Below are 19,033 nucleotides of genomic sequence, written 5' to 3'. Positions count from 1 at the left end.
CACGAGGAGACGCCATGGCAGAGACTTTCGTCCTCATCACCGGTGCCTGTCACGAGGGCTGGACCTGGCGGCTGGTCGCCCAGCACCTGCGTGCCGCCGGGCACCGCGTCCTGGCCCCTACCCTGCCAGGCCTGGCCGACGGCGACGACCCCGGGCGCTACAGCCTGGCGGAGGTCGGCGACTTCATCGTCGACCTCGTCGAGCGTCATGACCTGACGGACGTCACCATGGTCGGGCACAGCTGGGGCGGCTACCCGATGACCGGCGCCGCCCACCGGCTCGCGCCCCGGCTGCGCAAGCTCGTCTACTGGGGCGCGTTCGTCCCGGCGCAGGACACACCCCTGATGGGGGAGGTGCCGCCGCACTACGCCGAGATGTTCACCCAGCTCGCGGCGGCCTCCGGCAACAACAGCATCGTCTTCCCCTACGAGGTGTTCTGCGGCGCGTTCATGCAGGACGCCGACGAGAGCACGCAGCGCCTGATCCACAACCTGCTGGTGCCGCAGCCGATGCGGTACTTCACCGAGACCGTCACCCCGGTGGACCCGGCGGCGCTCGGCGTGCCGGCCAGTTATGTGATCGGAACCGACGACTTCGCCCTGCCGCTCGGCGAGTACGGCTGGACGCCCCGCTTCCCGCAGCGCCTCGGGCCCGACACGCCTGTCATCGAGCACCCGGGCAGCCATGAAGCCCAGTTCACCCGCCCGGCCGAGCTCGCCGCCGCCCTGCTCAAGGCCTGACGGCGGCCCTGCCGGCCCCGTCGCGGGGCCGGCGGGGCCGTTTTCAGAGCTTGAGCAGCGCCTCGGCGTTCTGGTGGCTGATCTTCGCCCGGTCGGACTCGCTGATGGGGGCGTTGTCGAGGAAGGCGGCGGCCTCGCCGATGTCCTCGAAGGGATAGTCGGAGCCGAACAGGATGTGGTCGGCGCCGAGTGCCAGCATGGCGCACAGGAGCGGCGGGGCCGAGCAGACGCCGCTCGTGGTGATGTAGAGGTTGCGGCGCAGGTACGCCGACGGGTTGCCCAGCTTCAGCTCGATGCCGTGGTGGTTGTGGAAGCCCCAGCGCGAGTCGAGGCGCCACAACGCGTACGGCAGCCCTTCGCCCATGTGTCCCAGCAGCAGCTTCGCGTTGGGGAAGTCGTCGAAGACACCGCCGAAGACCAGGCGCAGCGCGTGCGCGGCGGTGTCGGTGCCCCAGCTCCACATGGGCCCGATGAGCTCGGGGTGGTCCGACAACACGTGCGGAGCGTCGTAGCCGTTGGCCGGGTGCAGGTAGAGCGGCACGTCGAGCCCTTCCGCGTACTCCCACACCACCCGCAGCGAGGGGTGATCCAGATAGCGGCCCTGAGTGTGCGCGTTGACCAGCGCGCCCCGCAGACCGAGCTGGGTGACGGCGCGCTCCAGCTCCTTGGCGGCCGCCTGCGGGTCCTGCAGGGGCAGCGCGGCGAAGCCGGCGAAGCGGGTCGGGTGCTCGGCGATGACGCCGGCGAGGAAGTCGTTCACCGCCGTCGCCCGCGCCACGGCGACCGCCGGGTCGGTCTCGGCCTGGATGCCGGGGGAGTTGAGCGAGAGCACCTGGACGTCGACGCCGGCCGCGTCCATCGCCGGCAGGCGCTCCTCCGCGAGGTCGAGCAGCCGGCGCGAGGCCTCGCGCCACGCGTCGGGGCGGGCGACCGTGGCCGTCCCGGCGCCGTAGCCGACGAGCTCCTCCGTGACGAAGTGCTCCTCCAAGCCGATCTTGCGCATGTCCGTACCCCTCTGTCTGTTTCACCAATATGCATTGACTTCATTAATAGTGGAAAGTACGGTGACCGCATGTCAAGCTCACAACACGGTCACCACACGGTGATGGGAGAGTGCGATGTCGCCGTAGTGGGGTATGGGCCGGTCGGGATGGCGACGGCCGCCCTGCTGGCCCAGGCCGGGCATCGCGTGATCGTCCTGGAGCGGTACGCCGGCCTCTACAACCTGCCCCGCGCCGCGATCTTCGACGACGAGACGATGCGCACGCTGGACAAGCTCGGCGTGGCCCAGGAGCTGCTGCCGAAGGTGCACGTGCAGCGCACCTACGAGTGGTGCGACGCTGACGGCGAGGTGCTCATCGACGTCGACTACGCCGAGGTGGGCCGCAGCGGCTGGGCCGAGTGGTACATGATGTACCAGCCGGATCTCGAAGACGCCCTCGATCGGGTCTGCCGGAGTTTCCCGCAGGTGACGATCAGGCACGGGGACCGGGTGACAGCGCTGGAGCAGACCGCGTCCGGCGTCGTGGTCACCGTCGAAGGCCCCGACGGCCCCGGCGCCGTGACCGCGCGTTACGTCGTGGCGTGCGACGGCGGCAACAGCTTCGTCCGCCGGTCGCTCGGCATCGACCAGGACGACTACGGATTCTCCGAGCCGTGGATGGTCTGCGACTTCCGCCTGCGCCGGCCGGTCGACGTGCCGCCGGCACGCCAGGTCGGCGATCCCCGCCGGCCGACGTCGATCATCTCGCTCGGGCCGTCGCACCACCGGTTCAGCTTCATGCTCGACTCGGAGGAGGACTTCGCCGTCCAGAGCGCTCCCGAGCTGGTCTGGGCCAGGGTCGCGGCCTACCTCGGGCCGCAGGACGCCGACCTCATCAGGGTTGCCACGTACACCTTCCGCTCGCTGATCGCGCACCACTGGCGGATCGGGCGGATCATGCTCGCCGGGGACGCCGCGCACCAGATGCCGCCCTTCCTCGGGCAGGGCATGTGCTCGGGCATCCGCGACGCCCAGAACCTCGCCTTCAAACTGGACCTGATCCTGACCGGGCGGGCGGAGGAGGACCTCCTCGACAGTTACCAGCCCGAGCGGGAGCCGCACGTGCGCGCGGTCGTCGAGAAGGGCATCGAGCTCGGCCGGCTGCAGACCATCCGCGACCCCGAAGCCGCCGCCGCCCGCAACAGGGAACTGCTCGCCCGGCGGGCCAAGGGACGGAAACAGGAGAAGATCCGCTTCCCCGGTCTGGCGACGGGCTTCCTGGCGAAGGAGTCGGCGCCCGGGCGGGGAGAGCTGTCGGTCCAGGGCGTAGTGGACGACGGCGCCCGCCGCGCCCGCCTCGACCAGATCATCGGCCACGGCTTCCACCTGCTGGTGACCGAACCGGTGCGCCGGGAGCTCGACCGCGACGGCCTCGTCACCGCGCTGGAGGCCGCCGGCGTCCGTGTCGCCACCCTGGCCTGGGAGGCTCCCACCAGCGGCGATGTCCTGTTCGACGTGGACGGCACCTACCATGGGTGGTTCACCGGGCACGGCTGCTCCGCCGTCGCCGTCCGCCCCGATTTCTATGTCTTCGGCACCGCCTGCGACGCCGCGGCGACCCGCATTCTCGCCGGCGAACTCCTCGCCGGCCTCGGCACCGGCGCGACCGTACCCGCCGGCGCCTCCCACAGCCTCTGAACTCCGAACACCCCCTGCAACACGGCTGGAGCAGCCATGCACACCACCCCCACCACCGCCCGACGAACGCTTTCCGAGAAGACCATGCTCATCGTGGTCGCGATCTTCGCGGCCCTGGAGGGTTACGACCTCGCCTGCTACGGCGTCACCGTGCCCTCGATGCTCGCCGACCGCAACATGGGCGGCGACGCGGCGACGGCGGGCACGGTCGGATCCCTCGTGGCCGTCGGCATGATGATCGGCGCCGGCCTCGCCGGCGCGGCGATCAGCCGCCTCGGCCCGCGCCGGCTGCTGCTGACCGGCGCCGGAACGTTCTCCGCCGGCATGCTCGCCTGCGCCGTGGCACCCGGCTTCGCCGTGTTCGGCGCGGCCCGCCTGCTCGTGGGCGTCGGGCTCGGCGTGGTGCTGCCGACCCTGACCGCGTACGTGGCCGACCTGTCCGACCCGGGGCGGCGCAGCCGCAACGTCGGGCTCATGATGTCCGGGTACGCCCTCGGCGCCCTGCTCGCCCCGCTGCTCGGCGCGGGGCTGCTGCCGCACGCGTCGTGGCACTGGATCTACGTCATCGGCGCCGCGCCCGCGCTGGTGCTGCTGCCGATCGCCGCGCGGATCCTCCCGGAGAGCCCCGTCCACGCCGACCGCTCCGCCCGGCCCGCCGCCCGAAGCGACCTGTTCGGCCTGAAGCCCCTGCTCGCCCCCGGCACGCGCACGGTGACCGTGCTGTTCTGGATCGCGTCGTTCTGCGGCCTGCTGCTGGTCTTCGGCATCAGCACCTGGCTGCCCACCATCATGAGGACCAGCGGCTACTCGCTCGGGTCGGCGCTGCTGCAGACGGCCGCCATGTGGGTGGGCGCGGGACTCGGCATGATCGCCGGCGGGCGCATCGCCGACGGGATCGGGATCAAGCCGGTCGTGTCCACGGCCTTCCTCGTCGGCTCGGTCAGCCTCATCGCGATGAGCACGCGTCCCGCGATCGTGCTGCTGTTCCTGCTGATGTTCGTCAGCGGGCTGGGGTTCATCGGCTCGCAGGTGATGACCAACGCCTTCATCGTCAACCGCTATCCCGAGGACCTCCGCGGAGCCGGGATCGGCTGGGCGTTGTCGGTCGGACGGCTCGGCGCCATCCTCGGGCCGTCGATGGGCGGCTGGATCCTGTCCTCCCAGCTGGGCGTGGAGTGGAACTTCTACCTGTTCGCCATCCCCGGCCTGATCGGCGCGACGGCCGCCGCCCTCGTCCCGGTGGTCCGCGCCCGGCACGCGGTGCCGGAAGGTGCCGGATGAGACCGTTCACGTACGAGACGTTCGCGGCCCGCGTGGTCTTCGGACGCGCCGAGGGCGCGCTGGCCGCGGAGGTCGGGCGCCTCGGCGCGCGCCACCCCCTGATCGTGACCACACCACGCACCGCCCCGCTCGCCACGACGCTGGCCGGGCCGCTGTCCGTGGCCGGAGTCTTCGACGGCGTACGACCGCACGTGCCGGTGGAGACGGTCGACCAGGCCGTCGAGCTGGCCACGCGGACCGGCGCGGACGCGGTGCTGAGCGTCGGCGGGGGCTCCACGACGGGCACGGCCAAGGCGATCGCGCTGCGCACGTCGCTGCCCATCGTGGCCGTGCCGACCACGTACGCCGGCTCCGAGGTGACCCCCGTCTGGGGCACGACCGAAGGCGCGCGCAAGACCACCGGCCGATCACCGCTGGTCATGCCCAAGGTCGTGCTGTACGACCCGGACCTGACCACGACCCTGCCGGCGGCGATGACGGCCGCCAGCGCGATGAACGCGATGGCCCACTGCGTCGAGGCGTTCTACGCGCCCGGCGCGAACCCGGTCACCGATCTCGTCGCCGCCGAAGGCGTCCGGGTGATCGCCGACGCGCTGCCGGCCGTCATGTCCCGCCCGGCAGACGCGGCCGGGCGCGCCGGGCTGCTGTACGGGGCCTACCTGGCCGGGTCCGCCTTCGGCGTCGCGGGGTCCGGGCTGCACCACAAGATCTGCCACGTCCTGGGCGGCGCGTTCGGCCTGCCGCACGCCGAGACCCACACGGTGCTGCTGCCGTACGTGGCGACCTTCAACGCGCCGGCGGTGCCCGCCCTGCGGACGCGGGTCGCTCCGGCCCTCGGCGCCGACGACGTCGCCCATGGTCTGACCGGGCTCGCTGCCCGGATCGGCGCCCCGGTGTCGCTGGCCCAGATCGGGCTCGCGGAGGACGATGTGGACACAGCAGTGCGGCTCGTGCTGGAGAAGGACTTCGGCGACAACCCGCGGCCCGTGGGCGAGCCCGAGGTACGCGGGATCCTGACCGCCGCCCTGCGAGGAGAATCACTATGACCACTCAGCCGATGCCCACGGCCGACCGGGCGCTCACCGATCGCGTGCTGGCCAGCTTTGACGCGGCCCCCTCCGCCCGGGTCCGCGAGGTCATGCGCAGCCTGGTCACGCACCTGCACGCCTTCGCCTCCGACGTGCGGCTGACCGAGGAGGAGTGGGCCGCCGCGGTCTCCTTCCTCACCCGGGCGGGCCAGATCAGCGACGACCGGCGGCAGGAGCTGATCCTGCTCTCCGACGTGCTGGGGCTGTCGATGCTGGTGATCGGCATCAACCATCCGGCGACCGAGACCGCGACCGCCTCCACCGTGGTCGGCCCCTTCTTCGTCGAGGACGCACCCGAGTTCGCCAACGGCGACGACATCTCCGGCGGCGCCGGGGGAGAGCCGTGCTTCTACTCGGGGCGGGTGCTCTCGGCGACGGGCGCGCCGATCCCCGGGGCGCGGATCGAGGTCTGGCACTCCGACGACGAGGGCAACTACGACGTGCAGTACGCCCAGCTCGACGGCGCCCAGGGCCGGGGCCGCCTGCGCTCCGACGCCGACGGCCGCTACTGGTTCTCCTCCGTGCTGCCGGTGCCGTACCCGATCCCGCACGACGGGCCGGTCGGGGACCTGCTGGCCGCCGCCAAGCGCGACTCCATGCGTCCCGCCCACGTGCACTTCCAGATCAGCGCTCCGGGATTCGCCACGCTCACCACCCATGTGTTCGCGGCAGGGGACCCCTATCTCGGCTCCGACGCCGTCTTCGGGGAGAAGGACTCGCTGGTGCGCGACTTCGTCCGGCACGACTCCGGTCTCGCCCCCGACGGCCGGGTGCTCGACACCGCCTTCTTCACGATGGACTTCGACTTCGTCCTGGACGTCGCCGACTCCGTATAGTTTCGGCGTTACGTCAACCAGGTGTGTGCGGGGGCCAGGGAACGTGAGTGATCTAGAGCATGCCGGTGAGGAGCGGTCCGCCTCCCGTCAGGGCATCCAGTCGGTCGAGATCGCGATGACCGTGCTGCTGGCCCTGGAGCAGAGCGCCGGACCGGCGAGCCTGACGCAGATCGCGGCGCTCAGCGGCATGCAACCCAGCAAGGCACACCGCTACCTGGTGAGCCTGGGCCGGGCCGGGCTGGTCTCCCAGTCGCCGAGCTCAGGCTTGTACGACCTGGGCCCGGCGATGCGGCGGCTCGGCGCGGAGGCGCTGCGCAGGATGGACGAGGTCGCCCTGGCCTCCGAATACCTGCCGGGCCTGCGTGACCGCACCAAGCACGCGATCAACCTGGCCGTCTGGGGTGACCACGGCCCGGTGATCGTCCGCTGGGACTATGGCTCCCACGTGCTGCCCATCACCGTGCGCGTGGGCGCCACGCTGCCGATGCTGACCTCCTCGATCGGCCGCCTCTACCTGACCCACCTGCCCCGGACGTTGACCGACCCGGTCATCGCGGCCCAGGAGGCCACCGCCGATGAGCGGTTCACCGACGAGGAGATCGAGCGCATCAAGGCCGACGTACGCCACACCGGTTATGCCGTCACCTCCGGGGGCGTGATTCCCGGAGTCACCTCCGTGGCCGCCCCGGTGTTCACCACCGGTGAGGCGTTGCCGCTGGCGGTCGCGATCGTCCTGCCCGCGCGGCTCGCGACGGACGACGTCCTGCGAGCCGTGACGGCGGAGCTGCTCACGACCACCAGCGAGATGTCCGCCCAGCTCGGGTACCAAAGCGCCCCGGCCTCTACCAACAAGACCGCGCGGAACCGCCGCTGAGCCCGGTCAGCGCTTGACGGACAGCCGGTCCGCCGGGAACGGCACGAACGGCGCCGTGGCGGCCTTCGCGGTCGCCGTGCCCGGCCCGCACAGCGCCAGCAGGAGATGATCGACGGTCGCGTAGTCGATCGGGTGCAGCACGATGTGGCCGCTCTCGTCGATGGTCTGGTATTTCGTGCGGTTGACTCCGAACGACAGCTGGCGGCTCCCGTCCGGGCTGGACAACGACTGCGTGGCCATGCCGAAGACGCCGCCGTCGTGCCCCCAGAACCGGCCGCAGGGCAGGTCGAGCGAGTAGAGGCCGAGTCCATAGTCGATCGAGCCCCCGCCCGCCAGCACGACCACCGTCTTCTGCATCTCGGCGAGCTGCGCCGCGCCCATCAGCTCGCCCCGCAGCAGCGCCCGGTAGAAGCGGTTGAGGTCGTCCATTGTGGACGTGACGGCCCCCGCCGTGCCGGCCCACGACATGTTGTACACGCTGTAGTCGCGCGGCGGGTCGATGAACCCGTACATCGACTCGTACGCCTTGGAGTGCGGTCCCGGGATGTGCGGCGTGCGCGGGAACGACGTGTGCCGCAGACCCGCCTTGCGGATCACGTTGCGGGTGATGTGGTCCTCGGCGTCCGTGCCCGTTACCTTCTCCAGCAGCAGGCCCGCGAGGATGTAGTTGGTGTTGGAGTACGAACCGGGCGCCACGCCGGGCTCGCCCGTGGGGACTCCGTTCAGCCCCAGCTCGACCAGCTCTTCCGGGGCGATGGTGCGGAAGCGGTGGTCGTCCAGGCTCTTGGCCGAGCCCTCCAGCAGCGAGGGGAACGCCGGGGCGATGTAGTCGGCGATGTGGCTGGTGTGGTTGAGCAGCATGCGCACGGTGACCTTCTGGCCGCGCTCGCCGGGCACCAGGTCCGGCAGGTAGCGGCCCACCGGGGCGTCCAGCTCGATGGCGCCGCGCTCCACCTGCTGGAGGATGGCCACCGCCGTGAAGGTCTTGGTGATGCTGCCGACCCGGTGCACCATGTCCGGCCGCACCGGGCGGCGTGTGTCGACGTCGGCCACGCCGGCCGCGCCCCGCCACGTCCGGCCCCCGTCGCGGACGTTCGCGTACATGCCGTACATGCCGGCCTTGTGCACGGCGTCCAGGGACGTCTGCAGCGCCTGCCGGTCGAGCCCTTCGGGAGTCGCGGCGGCGGGAGTCGTGACGGTTCCTGCCGCGAGCAGCGCGCCCATCGCGGTCGCGACGGCCATCCGCCTGCCGCTCAGTATGAATCGGCGAGAAATCATGGGAATTATCGTGATCCACTGGGCTGTGCGGCGTTAGTCCGCGATGTCATCAGCTGACCATGACAAGGGTCATGCCGAATCCATGCACGATCACATGCCCAGGCGTGCTTCGAGGTCGCGCATGATGTCGGCGAACTAGCCGGGCGTCCTTGGCCGGCGGGTGCGGGGGTTGTGGTCGGATTGCCGCTCGACGTCTCGCGTGGAGTGGGGCCTGGTGAACGATTCTGACCAGGAGCACCGTGCCCTTGATGATCACGCCTGCTGGGCGGCCGACCGCGATGCCGTGAGAGCCCTCTTCGGGCGGGGTCGTGCTGTTGCACTAGTGCACGACATAGCGGTTCCCGTCGCGGCCGCAGACTCAGGGGTTCCCCTGCGTACGGTGTCCACATGAGGTATCTGGAAGGGCCTTTCGCGCCCGTCACTGAAGAGGTCACCGCCTATGACCTCCCGGTCACCGGGCGGATCCCGGCCGAGCTCAACGGCCGCTACCTGCGCAACGGGCCCAACCCGCTGGGCGTCGAAGACCCCGTCGTGCACATCTGGGGCGCCGGCCAAGGCATGGTGCACGGGGTGCGGCTGCGTGACGGCCATGCCGAGTGGTACCGCAACCGCTTCGTGCGCACACCTGGCTTCGCGCCCATGGTGCACGTGATCGAGCACGCCCAGCGCACCTTCGCCATGGCGGAGGGCGGCCTGCCGCCCGCCGAGCTGGACGAGGAGCTCAACACCGTGGGCGTGTGCGAGCTGGGCGGGACCGCGGAGGGGTTCACGGCGGGGTCACACTCCAAGCACGACCCGCTCACCGGCGAGTTGCATTCGCTGTCCTACATGCTGGGCCGCGACTTCGTCCAGTACATCGTGACCGACGCCGGGGGAAGCGTCGCCCAGACCACCGCCATCCCCATGACGCGGACGCCGTTCATGCACGACTTCGCGCTCACCGAGAACCATGTGGTGTTGTGGGACACGCCGCTGGGCTTCGACGGGTTCGAGTGCCGGTGGCTGCCGGGGCACCCGACGCGAGTGGGGGTCATGCCGCGGACCGGTGGTGACGTGCGCTGGCAGGACATCGACCCGATCCATGTCAGCCACACGCTCAACGCCTACGACGACGGCGACTCGGTCGTGGTCGACCTGGTCACGGCCGAGGGGCCGTTCGATCCCGCCGACCCCGGGGCGATCCGGCCCACGCTGGACCGCTGGACGATCGCGCCGGACAAGATCCACCAGCGGCGCATCGACGACCGGCCGCAGGACTTCCCGCGCGTGAACGAAGCGCGTGCCACCCGCCCGTACCGATATGGCTACTCGGCCGCGACCGCCCTGTACGGGATCCCGTTCGCGCCCGAGGGCATGCCGCCGGACGACGCCTTCACCAACGCCCTGGTCAAGCATGACCTGGAACGGGGGACCGCCGAGGTGCACGGGTTCGGCAAGGAGGAGGCGGTCGGGGAGGCCGTGTTCGCCGCCGCGGGGCAAGGGGAGGACGAGGGGTACCTGCTCACGTACGTGCATAATCCTCTCCGAAACGCCAGCGATCTGGTGATCCTCTCCGTCCAGGACTTCACCGGCGAGCCCGTCGCGCGCGTCCACCTCCCTGTCAGGGTGCCGCTCGGCCTGCACGGCAACTGGCTGCCTGACCGCTGAGGCATGGCAGCATGGCCGTCGTGAACGATCGGCAACCGCCGTACCTCCGGATCGTCGCCGACATCGAGCGGCGCATCGCCGACGGAGAGCTGCGGCCCGGCGATCCCATCCCCACCACCAGGGCGATCATGCGCGAATGGGGCGTCGCGATGGCGACGGCCACCAAGGCGCTGGCCGCGCTCAAGCAGGCCGGCGCCATCGAGTCCACGTCTCGGGTCGGCGCCGTGGTCGCTCCCCGGAGACTGCCCTCGCGTTCGGCGGGGGGTATCGAACGCGACCGCGTCGTCCGCGTGGCCATGGAGATCGCCGACGCCGACGGCTTGGCCGCGCTGTCCATGCGGGCGGTGGCGGCCAAGCTCGGGGTTGCCACCATGACCCTCTACCGGCACCTCGAGGCCAAGGCGGAGCTCACCCAGCTGATCGCCGACGCCGCGTTCGCCGAGATCGATTATCCGGAGCCGCCGCCGGGCTGGCGTTCCCACCTTCGGGTGGCCGCTCAGCTGCAGTGGGCGGTCTACCAGCGCCATCCCTGGTTGCCGCGGCTCGTGTCCATCACCCGGCCGGTCACGCTGCCGGGGCAGCTGGCGTACGGGCTGTGGACCCTGCGCGCGCTCGACGGTCTCGGCCTGGACCCGAACACCCGGCTGCACGTCTACGCCACGATGGTCAACTATGTGCGCGGGACGGCGGTGAACATCGAGAGCGAGGCCAGTGCTGAGCTGGACACGGGGATGACCAGCACGCAGTGGCTCAAGGCCCGGCTCCCTATCGACGGGCCGCTGATCGCCCAGGTCACGGAGCCGGGCACGGAGCTCGACCTGGAGTCGCTGTTCGCCTTCGGCCTCGAACGCCTGCTCGACGGCCTGACTTTCGTGATCACGCCACGGGAGAATCGCCGGTGACCGGGCTCTTATCGGATGGCACGTGCTCGATGGCTACCCGTGTGCCCCTAACTCTTCGAGGCCCCTGAGGTAGCGGCCTAGTGTCCGGCCGGGAGAGGCCCCCGGCTTTCGAGTCGGGGGCCTGCTCGTTGGTACGTCACCTTCCGGGGGCCAGCTCTTCCTGGTCGAAGGTGCGGAACCGGTTGTCGTCAAGCTTTTTGCCCGAGCTCTCCTGCAACGAGGGGAACGCCGGGGCGATGTGTTCACGGTCGTGGGCACCGCCCGCGAGCTGGCACTTCGCGAGGGCTGGCGCACCCCGGGGTACTCTTCATAACCGACTCCGTACGCCTCAGAAAGGACACCGCCCATGCCCCACGCGGCGCGGCCCACGGTCACGCTGCACGACGTGGCCGCGGCGGCCGGTGTCTCGGTCGCCACCGCGTCCCGGGTCCTGGGCGGCAGCACCAGGAAGGTGGCGCCTGAATACGAGGCCCGCGTGCTGGCCGCCGCTGCGGCCCTGCGCTACACGGTGGACGCCTCGGCCAGGGCGATGCGGCGGGCGAGCGACTCGATCGCGCTCGTCGCCGACGACCTCACGACGCCGTCCATGGGCATGGTCGTGGCCGCGATGGAGCGCGAGGCCCGCGCCGGCGGCGCCTTCGTCACCGTGTCCGCCACCATGGGAGCGCACGAACGGCAACTGGAGACCGTCCGCCTGCTGCGCTCACTGCGGCCCCGCGCGCTCGTGCTGACCTCCAGCCGGTTCGTGGCGAACGCGCTCGGCGGGCGGCTGTTCAAAGAGCTGGCCGCGTACGAGAAAGAGGGCGGCCGGGTCGTGATCGTCGGCGAGACGGACATGGCCTTCGACGCGATCGGTTTCGACGACTACGGCGCCGGGCGGTCGGCGGGCGCTTTTCTCGCGGAAACGGGACACCGGCGGGTGGCGATATTCGCGGGCGTCAGGGAACTGCGCACGGTGTCCGACCGGACGGCCGGATTCGTCGACGGACTGCGGGCCGGAGGCGTTGACGAGCGGGATATCCGGATCGTTACCTGCGCAGTCAGCCGGTCAGGCGGATTCGACGCGGCGCAGCGGCTGGCGGTGGAGGGAATGGACGGCCGGCAGGCCGTTCTCGCGGTCAACGACATTGTCGCCATCGGCGCTATGTCGGGTTTCCGGGCGGCCGGGATAAACGTTCCCGAGGACGTTTCGGTGACCGGGATCGACGATATTCCGCTTGCCGGTGACGTGACACCGCGATTGACCACGGTCGCGCTTCCGCTGGCGCACGCCGGAGCGGAGGCCATTCGGTTCGCACTCGCCGAGGCGGGGGGCGAGCCGCGGCGGCTGATCGTCGAGGGCCACTTGATCGTCCGCGACAGTACCCGCCCGCGTCAGGCGTAGTAGCGCCGTCGGCGCCTCGCGACTCGCGTCTCGCCTGGCGCAGTCCGCCGCGCCGATGACGACCTTCCGCCGACGCTGGATTTCGCCGCCGGTCGCACCGCTGGAATATCACCGTCCGTGACGAACGCCGGTCTCGCGTCCGGCCGAGGCACGACTGCCACCCGGAGGCGGGGGTGACCGCGCCGAGCGGGGCGGAGTGCCCCGCGGACTGGCCGATGGCGCGGCCCGGACCCCGCCGGCATCTGGCTGGCGACGTATCGCAGCAGGTCACGGCCGCATAACGGCCAGCTGTGCGTTCACTCACACCCTGTGACGACCGCCGTGATCAGTCCCGCCATAGCTCCAGGAAACCCGCTCTTGACGGTCGCGTTACCGGCATGCAAACTGCGGAATACGTTTTCCCGCCAGCGACACGGCGGTGACAGGAGGTTACGGATGATCCCGTCGAGGAGGCCCGCGTGAGCGCACTCGGCGAGCTGCAGCGCATGCGCAAGGGCAGCGGCGGCACCCTCGGCGGCGGCCGCGAAGGCCTGGTCAGACGCGACAACAAGGCCGCGTTCGTGTTCCTGCTGCCCTGGTTCGCGGGCCTGCTGCTCATCACGGCAGGCCCGATCGCCGCCTCCTTCATCCTGGGCTTCACCGACTACAACCTGATCCAGCCGCCGGTGTTCAACGGCCTGGACAACTGGATCCGCATGCTCGGCGACGCGCGCCTGCACAAGGCGCTCGGCGTGACGCTGGTCTACGTCCTGGTGTCCGTCCCGCTGCAGCTGGCCTGCGCCCTGGCCCTGGCCCTGCTGCTGGACCGAGGGCTGCGCGGCCTGGCGTTCTACCGCTCGGCGTTCTACCTGCCGTCCCTGCTGGGCTCCAGCGTGGCCATCGCGGTGCTCTGGCGGCAGATCTTCGGCGCCGACGGCCTGTTCAACCAGGTGCTGGCCATGGCCGGCATCGAGGGCAAGGGCTGGATCTCCGACCCGGACAGCGCCCTGTCGACGCTGATCGTCCTGAACGTGTGGACGTTCGGCGCCCCTATGGTGATCTTCCTGGCCGGCCTGCGCCAGATCCCCGCCATGTATTACGAGGCCGCGGCCACGGACGGGGCCGGCAAATGGACCCAGTTCCGGAAAATCACCATCCCGCTGCTCTCGCCGATCGTCTTTTTCAACCTGGTCCTGCAGGTGATCCACGCGTTCCAGTCGTTCACGCAGGCGTTCGTGATCTCGGGCGGCAGTGGCGGGCCGTCGGACTCCACCCTCTTCTACACGCTCTACCTCTATCAGCGGGGATTCGGCAATTTCGACATGGGGTACGCCTCCGCGCTCGCCTGGCTGCTCCTCGTCATCATCGCCGCATTCACCGCCATCAATTTCTGGGCCGCGAAATTCTGGGTCGTTTACGATGACTGAACTCCGTAAGGTGCTCAAGCACGCCGGGCTGCTCGCGCTGGCCCTGGTCATGCTTTATCCGGTGCTGTGGATGGTGGTCAGCAGCCTGCGGCCCAACAACGAGATCTTCCGCCGCCCCGGCCTGATCCTCGACAGCCTGCAGACCCAGAACTACGGCGAGGGCTGGACCGCCCTGGCCTCCCCGTTCGGCCACTACCTGGCCAACTCGGCGATCCTGGTGCTGGCCTGCATCATCGGCAACTTGGTGTCCTGCTCGATGGCCGCCTACGCGTTCGCCAGGCTGGACTTCACCGGCAAGCGTCTGTGGTTCGCCATCATGCTCGGCACGATCATGCTGCCGATCCACGTGATCATCGTCCCGCAGTACATCATGTTCTCCCAGCTCGACTGGGTGAACACGTTCCTGCCGCTGGTGGTGCCGAAGTTCCTGGCCACGGACGCGTTCTTCGTCTTCCTCATGGTCCAGTTCATCCGGGGACTGCCGCGCGAGCTGGACGAGGCGGCCAGGATCGACGGCTGCGGCCACGCCCGGATCTTCCTGCGCATCATCCTGCCCCTGATGATGCCGGCCCTCGCCACGACTGTGATCTTCACCTTCATCTGGACGTGGAACGACTTCTTCGGCCAGCTCATCTACCTGACCGACCCGGAGATGTACACCGTGCCGGTGGCGCTGCGCTCGTTCGTGGACGCCACCGTGCAGACCTCGTGGGGATCCATGTTCGCCATGAGCGTGGTGTCCCTGGCTCCGGTCTTCCTCGCCTTCCTCGTCGGCCAGCGATACCTCATCCGGGGCATCGCGACGACCGGCGGCAAGTAACCCCAGGGAATCATCATGAGACGAATCGCCCTTGCCGCCGCGGCGGCACTCATGCTCACCGCCTGCGGCTCCGGCGGCGGCAGCGCCTCCCAGGAGCTCTCGAAGGACCCGGTCACCCTCCGCTTCACCTGGTGGGGTGCGGACGAGCGGCACAAGCGCACCCAGCAGGTCATCGACATCTTCCAGAAGAAGTATCCGAACATCACCGTCAAGGGCGAGTTCAAGGACTGGAACGGCTACTGGGAGAGCCTGGCCACCACGGTGGCCGCGAACGACGCGCCCGACGTCATCCAGATGGACGAGCTCTACCTCGCCTCGTATGCCGAGCGCGGCGCGCTGCTCGACCTCGGCACCGCATCCAAATACGTCAAGACCGCCGACTTCGACAAGTCCGCCCTGGACACCGGCATCGTCAAGGGCAAGCAGTACGCCCTGCCAGTCGGCCTGAGCACGTACGCGATCGTCGCCAACACCGACCTCCTCGACCAGTTCAAGGTCAAGGTCCCCGACGACGCCATCTGGTCCTGGGAGGACTTCAAGAAGACCGGTGACGCGGTGTCGAAGGCGGGCGGCGGCAAGGTCACCGGCGTGCAGTCCTTCGGGTTCGACGCCGGCAGCCTCAACATCTGGGCCAGGCAGAACGGCGCCGCCCTGTTCGACGAGGCCGGCAAGGTCGCCGTGCCGGAGAACGTGCTGGCGAGCTACTGGACCTTCATCAAGGACCTCGCCACGTCCGGCGTCTCCCCGGCGCCGTCGGTGACCATCGAGCGGGCCGGCGGCCCGCTCGACCAGTCCGGCACGGCCACCAACGCCTCCGCGCTGGCGACCTGGTGGAACACGCAGCTGACGTCGCTGTCGGCGGCCAGCGGGTCCAAGCTGAAGCTGCTCAAGCTGCCCGGCGAGGCGCAGGCGTCCTCCCCGGCCGCGTACTACAAGCCCTCGATGTTCTGGTCGATCTCCTCGCGCAGCAAGCACCCCGCCGAGGCCGCGCTGTTCGTGGACTTCCTGGCCAACAGCCAGGAGGCGGCGGACATCATGCTGACCGACCGCGGCGTGCCCGCGAACACCAAGATCCGCACCGCCATCACACCCAAGCTCGGGGAGACGGACAAGGCGGCGGTCGAGTTCCTGGACACGATCAAGGTCGGCACCGCCCCCAGAGTCACGCCGAACGGGGCCAGTAACCTCGAGGCGATCATCAAGCGGCACACTGAAGAGGTGTTGTTCGACCGGCAGACGCCGGAACAGGCCGCCAAGTCGTTCATCAAGGAGCTCCAGGCCGAGATCGACGGCGCCTGACCCCCTTTCCCAACCAGGAGTTATGACCTTGTCTCAACGGAAGTACCGGGCCGCGATCGTCGGCACCGGTGCGATCGCCACCGCCCACGCCCGCGCCATCGCCGCCTCCGGCGGCAGGGCGACGCTTGTCGCCGTGGCCGACGTGGACCTCGGCCGGGCCAAAACGTTCGCGGAGGAGTGGAACGTCCCCGGCGCCCACGCGAGCCTGACCGACCTGCTGCGGGAGGAGCAGGTGGACCTCGTCCACCTGTGCACCCCGCCGCAGCTGCACGCGCCGCAGGCCCTGGAGATCCTGGAGGCCGGGGCGACGGCGCTGATCGAGAAGCCGCCGACGCTGTCGCTGGCCGAGTTCGACACGCTGATCGAGGCCGAGCGGCGCTCGGCCGGGCACGTGGCGACCGTCCTGCAGCACCGCTTCGGCACGGGCGCCATCCGGCTGCGCCGCCTGCAGGAGGCCGGCGAGCTGGGCCGCCCGCTGCTGGCGACCTGCGCCACGCAGTGGTACCGGGACGAGGCCTACTACGCGGTGCCGTGGCGCGGCACCTGGGAGTCCGAGGGCGGCGGCCCGACGATGGGGCACGGCATCCACCAGTTCGACCTGCTGTTCTCGATCCTCGGCCCGTGGCGGGAGGTCACGGCGATGGCCGGCCGCCAGGCCCGCGACGTGGACACCGAGGACGTGTCGATGGCGCTGGTGACGTTCGAGAGCGGCGCGATGGCCACCATCGTCAACTCGGTGGTCTCGCCGCGCCAGACCTCCCAGCTCAGGTTCGATTACGAGCACGCCACGGTCGAGGTCGACCACCTCTACGGCTACACCGACGACGACTGGACGATCACCCCAGCGCCCGGGCACGACAACGTCTCCGCGCTGTGGGCGCAGGGGGCCGGCACGTCGCCGAGCAGCCACGACGACTGGCTGGCCGCCGTGTTCGACGCCCTCGACCAGGGCCAGGCGCCGCCGGTGACCGCCGCGGACGCCCGGCGCACGATGGAGTTCATCGCCGCACTGTACGCCTCCGCCTTCACCGGCGAGCGCGTGCGAAGCGGACAGATCACTGCTGACAGCCCGTTCGCCACGACGATGGAGGGCACGGGCGCCCCGTGGGAAAAGGTGAGGAACAAGTGACTCTGCAGGCCAACCACGCGCTCGGGCGGTCGGTCACCGTCACGGCCGGCGACGTCGAGCTGTTCAGCTACGTCTACCGCCCGGACACGCCGGTGCTGGAGTCGCCGAAGCCGTATCTGCACCCGATCCGCACCGTCGGCGGCGCGCTGGTGTCGCTGTTCCGGCCGCACGACCACGTCTGGCACAAGGGCATCGCCTGGTCGCTGCCGCACGTGGGCGAGCACAACTTCTGGGGCGGGCCGACGTACGTGCACGGGAAGTCCTACGTGCAGCTGAAGAACAACGGCAGCGCCACGCACCGCGAGATGACCACGCTGACCGCCGAGGGAAACCGGGTCGAGATCGGGCACACGCTCGGCTGGACCTCCCAGGCCGGCGCTCCGGTCATCGAGGAGCGGCGGTCCCTGGCCGCGACCGTGCTGGACGAGGCGACGTGGGCGCTGGTGTTCGACACGACGATGACGAACGTGTCGGGCGGCACGCTCGACTTCGGCTCGCCGACCACGAAGGGCCGGGAGAACGCCGGGTACGGCGGCCTGTTCTGGCGCGGCCCCCGCTCGTTCACCGGTGGGATCATTCAGTCGCCGGCCGGCGCGGGCGGCGACGAGCTGCGCGGCACGCGGGCCGAGTGGTTCGGCTTCCGCGGCCGGCACGACGAGAGCGGCGAACACTCGACGATCGTCATGGTCGACGACACCGCCAACCCGCAGCACCCGCCGCAGTGGTTCGCCCGCAGCGAGGGCTTCGCCTGCCTGTGCCCGGCGCCGTTCTTCAGCGAGGAGGTGCCGCTTCCCGACGGCGAGGCGCTGCGCTTCAGGTACGCGGTCGTGATCGCCGACGGCGACCGTGGCGAGGACGGCACGGCGCTGCTGGCCAAGCAGGGAAGGGCGGCCCTGGCATGACGTTCCCCGGCGGCACGTCGATCAGCCGGCTGACGGTCTACACGGGCGCGTGCGCCGACGGCCTCGAGGGCGGCACGCCGCACGTGCACATCGCCTCCACTGAGGCGTACGTCGTCGTCGGCGGGCACGGCGCGCTGCAGACGCTCGACGCGAACGGCCTCAAGGAGACCGAGCTCAGCGCCGGCTCGACCGTGTGGTTCACGCCGGGCACCATCCACCGGGCGATCAACCGGGGCGGCCTCGAGGTGCTGGTCGTCATGTCGAACGCCGGCCTGCCCGAGGCCGGCGACGCGGTCATGACGTTCCCGCCCGAGATCGTGGCCGACCCGGACCGCTACCGCGAGGCCGCCACCCTGCCTGCCGACAACGTCGAGGAGGCCGTCGCCCGGCGGCGCGAGCTGGCCGTCGAGGGGTTCCTGCGGCTCGTCGACGGCGGCCCGGAGGAGCTGCGGCGCTTCTACGACAGCGCCGTCGCCCTCGTCCGGCCCAAGGTGGCGGGGTGGCGGGACATCTGGGAGCGCACGGTGGCCCAGGAGACCCGCCGCACCGGCGAGATCCTCGATGCCCTCGCCGGCGGCGACGGCTCGCACCTGCTGCGCTCCGCGCTGATGGAGAGCCCGCCGCAACAGCGGTGGGGCATGTGCGGCCACCTGCGCGCCCACGACGTCGCCAACCCGATCGTGCACTGAACATCCCCATCCCGGACAACACCCCCCGCTAGGAGCGCGGCGATGCCACGTGACGCTGCCTTGGTCCGTACCCTCTTG

At 70.3% G+C, this 19,033-nt stretch carries 17 protein-coding genes; 15 read left to right on the top strand and 2 right to left on the bottom strand.

The window, feature by feature from the left end:
* Positions 1 to 14: 14 nt before the first annotated feature.
* A complete protein-coding gene (locus tag Q9G87_RS58025; protein WP_305925255.1) occupies positions 15 to 740 on the top strand; it encodes an alpha/beta fold hydrolase in 726 nt (241 codons plus the stop codon).
* Positions 741 to 783: 43 nt separating this feature from the next.
* Here the strand turns inward: Q9G87_RS58025 and Q9G87_RS58020 are convergent, their stop codons facing one another.
* The gene (locus Q9G87_RS58020; RefSeq protein WP_305925254.1) at positions 784 to 1,743 is read right to left on the bottom strand and encodes an amidohydrolase family protein; all 960 of its coding nucleotides are present in this window, start codon (positions 1,741 to 1,743) and stop codon (positions 784 to 786) included.
* Positions 1,744 to 1,812: 69 nt separating this feature from the next.
* Between Q9G87_RS58020 and mhpA the strand changes: the two genes are divergently transcribed.
* The 5 genes from mhpA to Q9G87_RS57995 are packed head-to-tail and all read left to right on the top strand — an operon-like array spanning position 1,813 to position 7,499.
* Positions 1,813 to 3,420 carry a bifunctional 3-(3-hydroxy-phenyl)propionate/3-hydroxycinnamic acid hydroxylase MhpA gene (gene mhpA, locus Q9G87_RS58015; protein ID WP_305925253.1) on the top strand — a complete coding sequence of 536 codons (1,608 nt, stop codon included), beginning with the start codon at positions 1,813 to 1,815 and terminating at the stop codon, positions 3,418 to 3,420.
* A gap of 36 nt (positions 3,421 to 3,456) precedes the next feature.
* On the top strand, positions 3,457 to 4,701 hold the full coding sequence (locus Q9G87_RS58010; RefSeq protein WP_305925252.1) for an MFS transporter: 1,245 nt from the start codon (positions 3,457 to 3,459) through the stop codon (positions 4,699 to 4,701).
* Complete coding sequence (locus Q9G87_RS58005) at positions 4,698 to 5,747, top strand: maleylacetate reductase (RefSeq protein WP_305925251.1); 1,050 nt, start codon at positions 4,698 to 4,700, stop codon at positions 5,745 to 5,747. The genes Q9G87_RS58010 and Q9G87_RS58005 overlap by 4 nt, the downstream gene beginning before the upstream one ends.
* Positions 5,744 to 6,625 carry an intradiol ring-cleavage dioxygenase gene (locus tag Q9G87_RS58000; RefSeq protein ID WP_305925250.1) on the top strand — a complete coding sequence of 294 codons (882 nt, stop codon included), beginning with the start codon at positions 5,744 to 5,746 and terminating at the stop codon, positions 6,623 to 6,625. Before Q9G87_RS58005 ends, Q9G87_RS58000 begins: the two co-directional genes overlap by 4 nt.
* A 43-nt stretch (positions 6,626 to 6,668) precedes the next feature.
* Complete coding sequence (locus Q9G87_RS57995; protein ID WP_305925249.1) at positions 6,669 to 7,499, top strand: IclR family transcriptional regulator; 831 nt, start codon at positions 6,669 to 6,671, stop codon at positions 7,497 to 7,499.
* A 6-nt stretch (positions 7,500 to 7,505) separates the two neighbouring features.
* Here Q9G87_RS57995 and Q9G87_RS57990 read toward each other — a convergent pair whose 3' ends face one another.
* Positions 7,506 to 8,777: a serine hydrolase domain-containing protein gene (locus tag Q9G87_RS57990; protein WP_305925248.1), complete on the bottom strand. Its 1,272-nt coding sequence runs from the start codon at positions 8,775 to 8,777 to the stop codon at positions 7,506 to 7,508.
* A gap of 387 nt (positions 8,778 to 9,164) precedes the next feature.
* On the opposite strand from Q9G87_RS57990, the gene Q9G87_RS57985 reads away from it, so the two are divergent.
* The 9 genes from Q9G87_RS57985 (at position 9,165) to Q9G87_RS57945 (ending at position 18,955) form a co-directional block, all read left to right on the top strand.
* The gene (locus Q9G87_RS57985) at positions 9,165 to 10,424 is read left to right on the top strand and encodes a carotenoid oxygenase family protein (RefSeq protein ID WP_305925247.1); all 1,260 of its coding nucleotides are present in this window, start codon (positions 9,165 to 9,167) and stop codon (positions 10,422 to 10,424) included.
* A gap of 11 nt (positions 10,425 to 10,435) precedes the next feature.
* Complete coding sequence (locus Q9G87_RS57980; protein ID WP_371826007.1) at positions 10,436 to 11,326, top strand: GntR family transcriptional regulator; 891 nt, start codon at positions 10,436 to 10,438, stop codon at positions 11,324 to 11,326.
* Positions 11,327 to 11,672: 346 nt separating this feature from the next.
* Positions 11,673 to 12,710, top strand: a complete 1,038-nt coding sequence (locus tag Q9G87_RS57975) for a LacI family DNA-binding transcriptional regulator (RefSeq protein ID WP_305925245.1) — start codon at positions 11,673 to 11,675, stop codon at positions 12,708 to 12,710.
* Between the two features lie 485 nt (positions 12,711 to 13,195).
* A complete protein-coding gene (locus Q9G87_RS57970; protein WP_305925265.1) occupies positions 13,196 to 14,116 on the top strand; it encodes a carbohydrate ABC transporter permease in 921 nt (306 codons plus the stop codon).
* On the top strand, positions 14,109 to 14,936 hold the full coding sequence (locus tag Q9G87_RS57965; protein ID WP_305925244.1) for a carbohydrate ABC transporter permease: 828 nt from the start codon (positions 14,109 to 14,111) through the stop codon (positions 14,934 to 14,936). The genes Q9G87_RS57970 and Q9G87_RS57965 overlap by 8 nt, the downstream gene beginning before the upstream one ends.
* A 15-nt stretch (positions 14,937 to 14,951) precedes the next feature.
* Complete coding sequence (locus Q9G87_RS57960) at positions 14,952 to 16,235, top strand: ABC transporter substrate-binding protein (RefSeq protein WP_305925243.1); 1,284 nt, start codon at positions 14,952 to 14,954, stop codon at positions 16,233 to 16,235.
* A 22-nt stretch (positions 16,236 to 16,257) separates the two neighbouring features.
* The gene (locus Q9G87_RS57955; RefSeq protein ID WP_371826006.1) at positions 16,258 to 17,364 is read left to right on the top strand and encodes a Gfo/Idh/MocA family protein; all 1,107 of its coding nucleotides are present in this window, start codon (positions 16,258 to 16,260) and stop codon (positions 17,362 to 17,364) included.
* Positions 17,361 to 18,266, top strand: a complete 906-nt coding sequence (locus Q9G87_RS57950; protein ID WP_305925241.1) for a DUF6807 domain-containing protein — start codon at positions 17,361 to 17,363, stop codon at positions 18,264 to 18,266. The genes Q9G87_RS57955 and Q9G87_RS57950 overlap by 4 nt, the downstream gene beginning before the upstream one ends.
* Positions 18,263 to 18,955 carry a cupin domain-containing protein gene (locus tag Q9G87_RS57945; protein ID WP_305925240.1) on the top strand — a complete coding sequence of 231 codons (693 nt, stop codon included), beginning with the start codon at positions 18,263 to 18,265 and terminating at the stop codon, positions 18,953 to 18,955. The genes Q9G87_RS57950 and Q9G87_RS57945 overlap by 4 nt, the downstream gene beginning before the upstream one ends.
* Positions 18,956 to 19,033 lie beyond the last annotated feature (78 nt).

This window comes from Nonomuraea turcica (assembly GCF_030718205.1).
Classification (GTDB): Bacteria; Actinomycetota; Actinomycetes; order Streptosporangiales; family Streptosporangiaceae; genus Nonomuraea.
Note: the sequence above shows the minus strand (reverse complement) of the source record. Positions and strands in the feature narration are given on the sequence as shown.

Bases quoted from the DNA above. Each gene is read 5' to 3' on its own strand.
- Q9G87_RS58025 (WP_305925255.1), top strand. From the start codon at position 15: ATGGCAGAGACTTTCGTCCTCATCACCGGTGCCTGTCACGAGGGCTGG.
- Q9G87_RS58020 (WP_305925254.1), bottom strand. From the start codon at position 1,743: ATGCGCAAGATCGGCTTGGAGGAGCACTTCGTCACGGAGGAGCTCGTC.
- mhpA (WP_305925253.1), top strand. From the start codon at position 1,813: ATGTCAAGCTCACAACACGGTCACCACACGGTGATGGGAGAGTGCGAT.
- Q9G87_RS58010 (WP_305925252.1), top strand. From the start codon at position 3,457: ATGCACACCACCCCCACCACCGCCCGACGAACGCTTTCCGAGAAGACC.
- Q9G87_RS58005 (WP_305925251.1), top strand. From the start codon at position 4,698: ATGAGACCGTTCACGTACGAGACGTTCGCGGCCCGCGTGGTCTTCGGA.
- Q9G87_RS58000 (WP_305925250.1), top strand. From the start codon at position 5,744: ATGACCACTCAGCCGATGCCCACGGCCGACCGGGCGCTCACCGATCGC.
- Q9G87_RS57990 (WP_305925248.1), bottom strand. From the start codon at position 8,777: ATGATTTCTCGCCGATTCATACTGAGCGGCAGGCGGATGGCCGTCGCG.
- Q9G87_RS57985 (WP_305925247.1), top strand. From the start codon at position 9,165: ATGAGGTATCTGGAAGGGCCTTTCGCGCCCGTCACTGAAGAGGTCACC.
- Q9G87_RS57980 (WP_371826007.1), top strand. From the start codon at position 10,436: ATGGCCGTCGTGAACGATCGGCAACCGCCGTACCTCCGGATCGTCGCC.
- Q9G87_RS57975 (WP_305925245.1), top strand. From the start codon at position 11,673: ATGCCCCACGCGGCGCGGCCCACGGTCACGCTGCACGACGTGGCCGCG.
- Q9G87_RS57970 (WP_305925265.1), top strand. From the start codon at position 13,196: ATGCGCAAGGGCAGCGGCGGCACCCTCGGCGGCGGCCGCGAAGGCCTG.
- Q9G87_RS57965 (WP_305925244.1), top strand. From the start codon at position 14,109: ATGACTGAACTCCGTAAGGTGCTCAAGCACGCCGGGCTGCTCGCGCTG.
- Q9G87_RS57960 (WP_305925243.1), top strand. From the start codon at position 14,952: ATGAGACGAATCGCCCTTGCCGCCGCGGCGGCACTCATGCTCACCGCC.
- Q9G87_RS57955 (WP_371826006.1), top strand. From the start codon at position 16,258: ATGACCTTGTCTCAACGGAAGTACCGGGCCGCGATCGTCGGCACCGGT.
- Q9G87_RS57945 (WP_305925240.1), top strand. From the start codon at position 18,263: ATGACGTTCCCCGGCGGCACGTCGATCAGCCGGCTGACGGTCTACACG.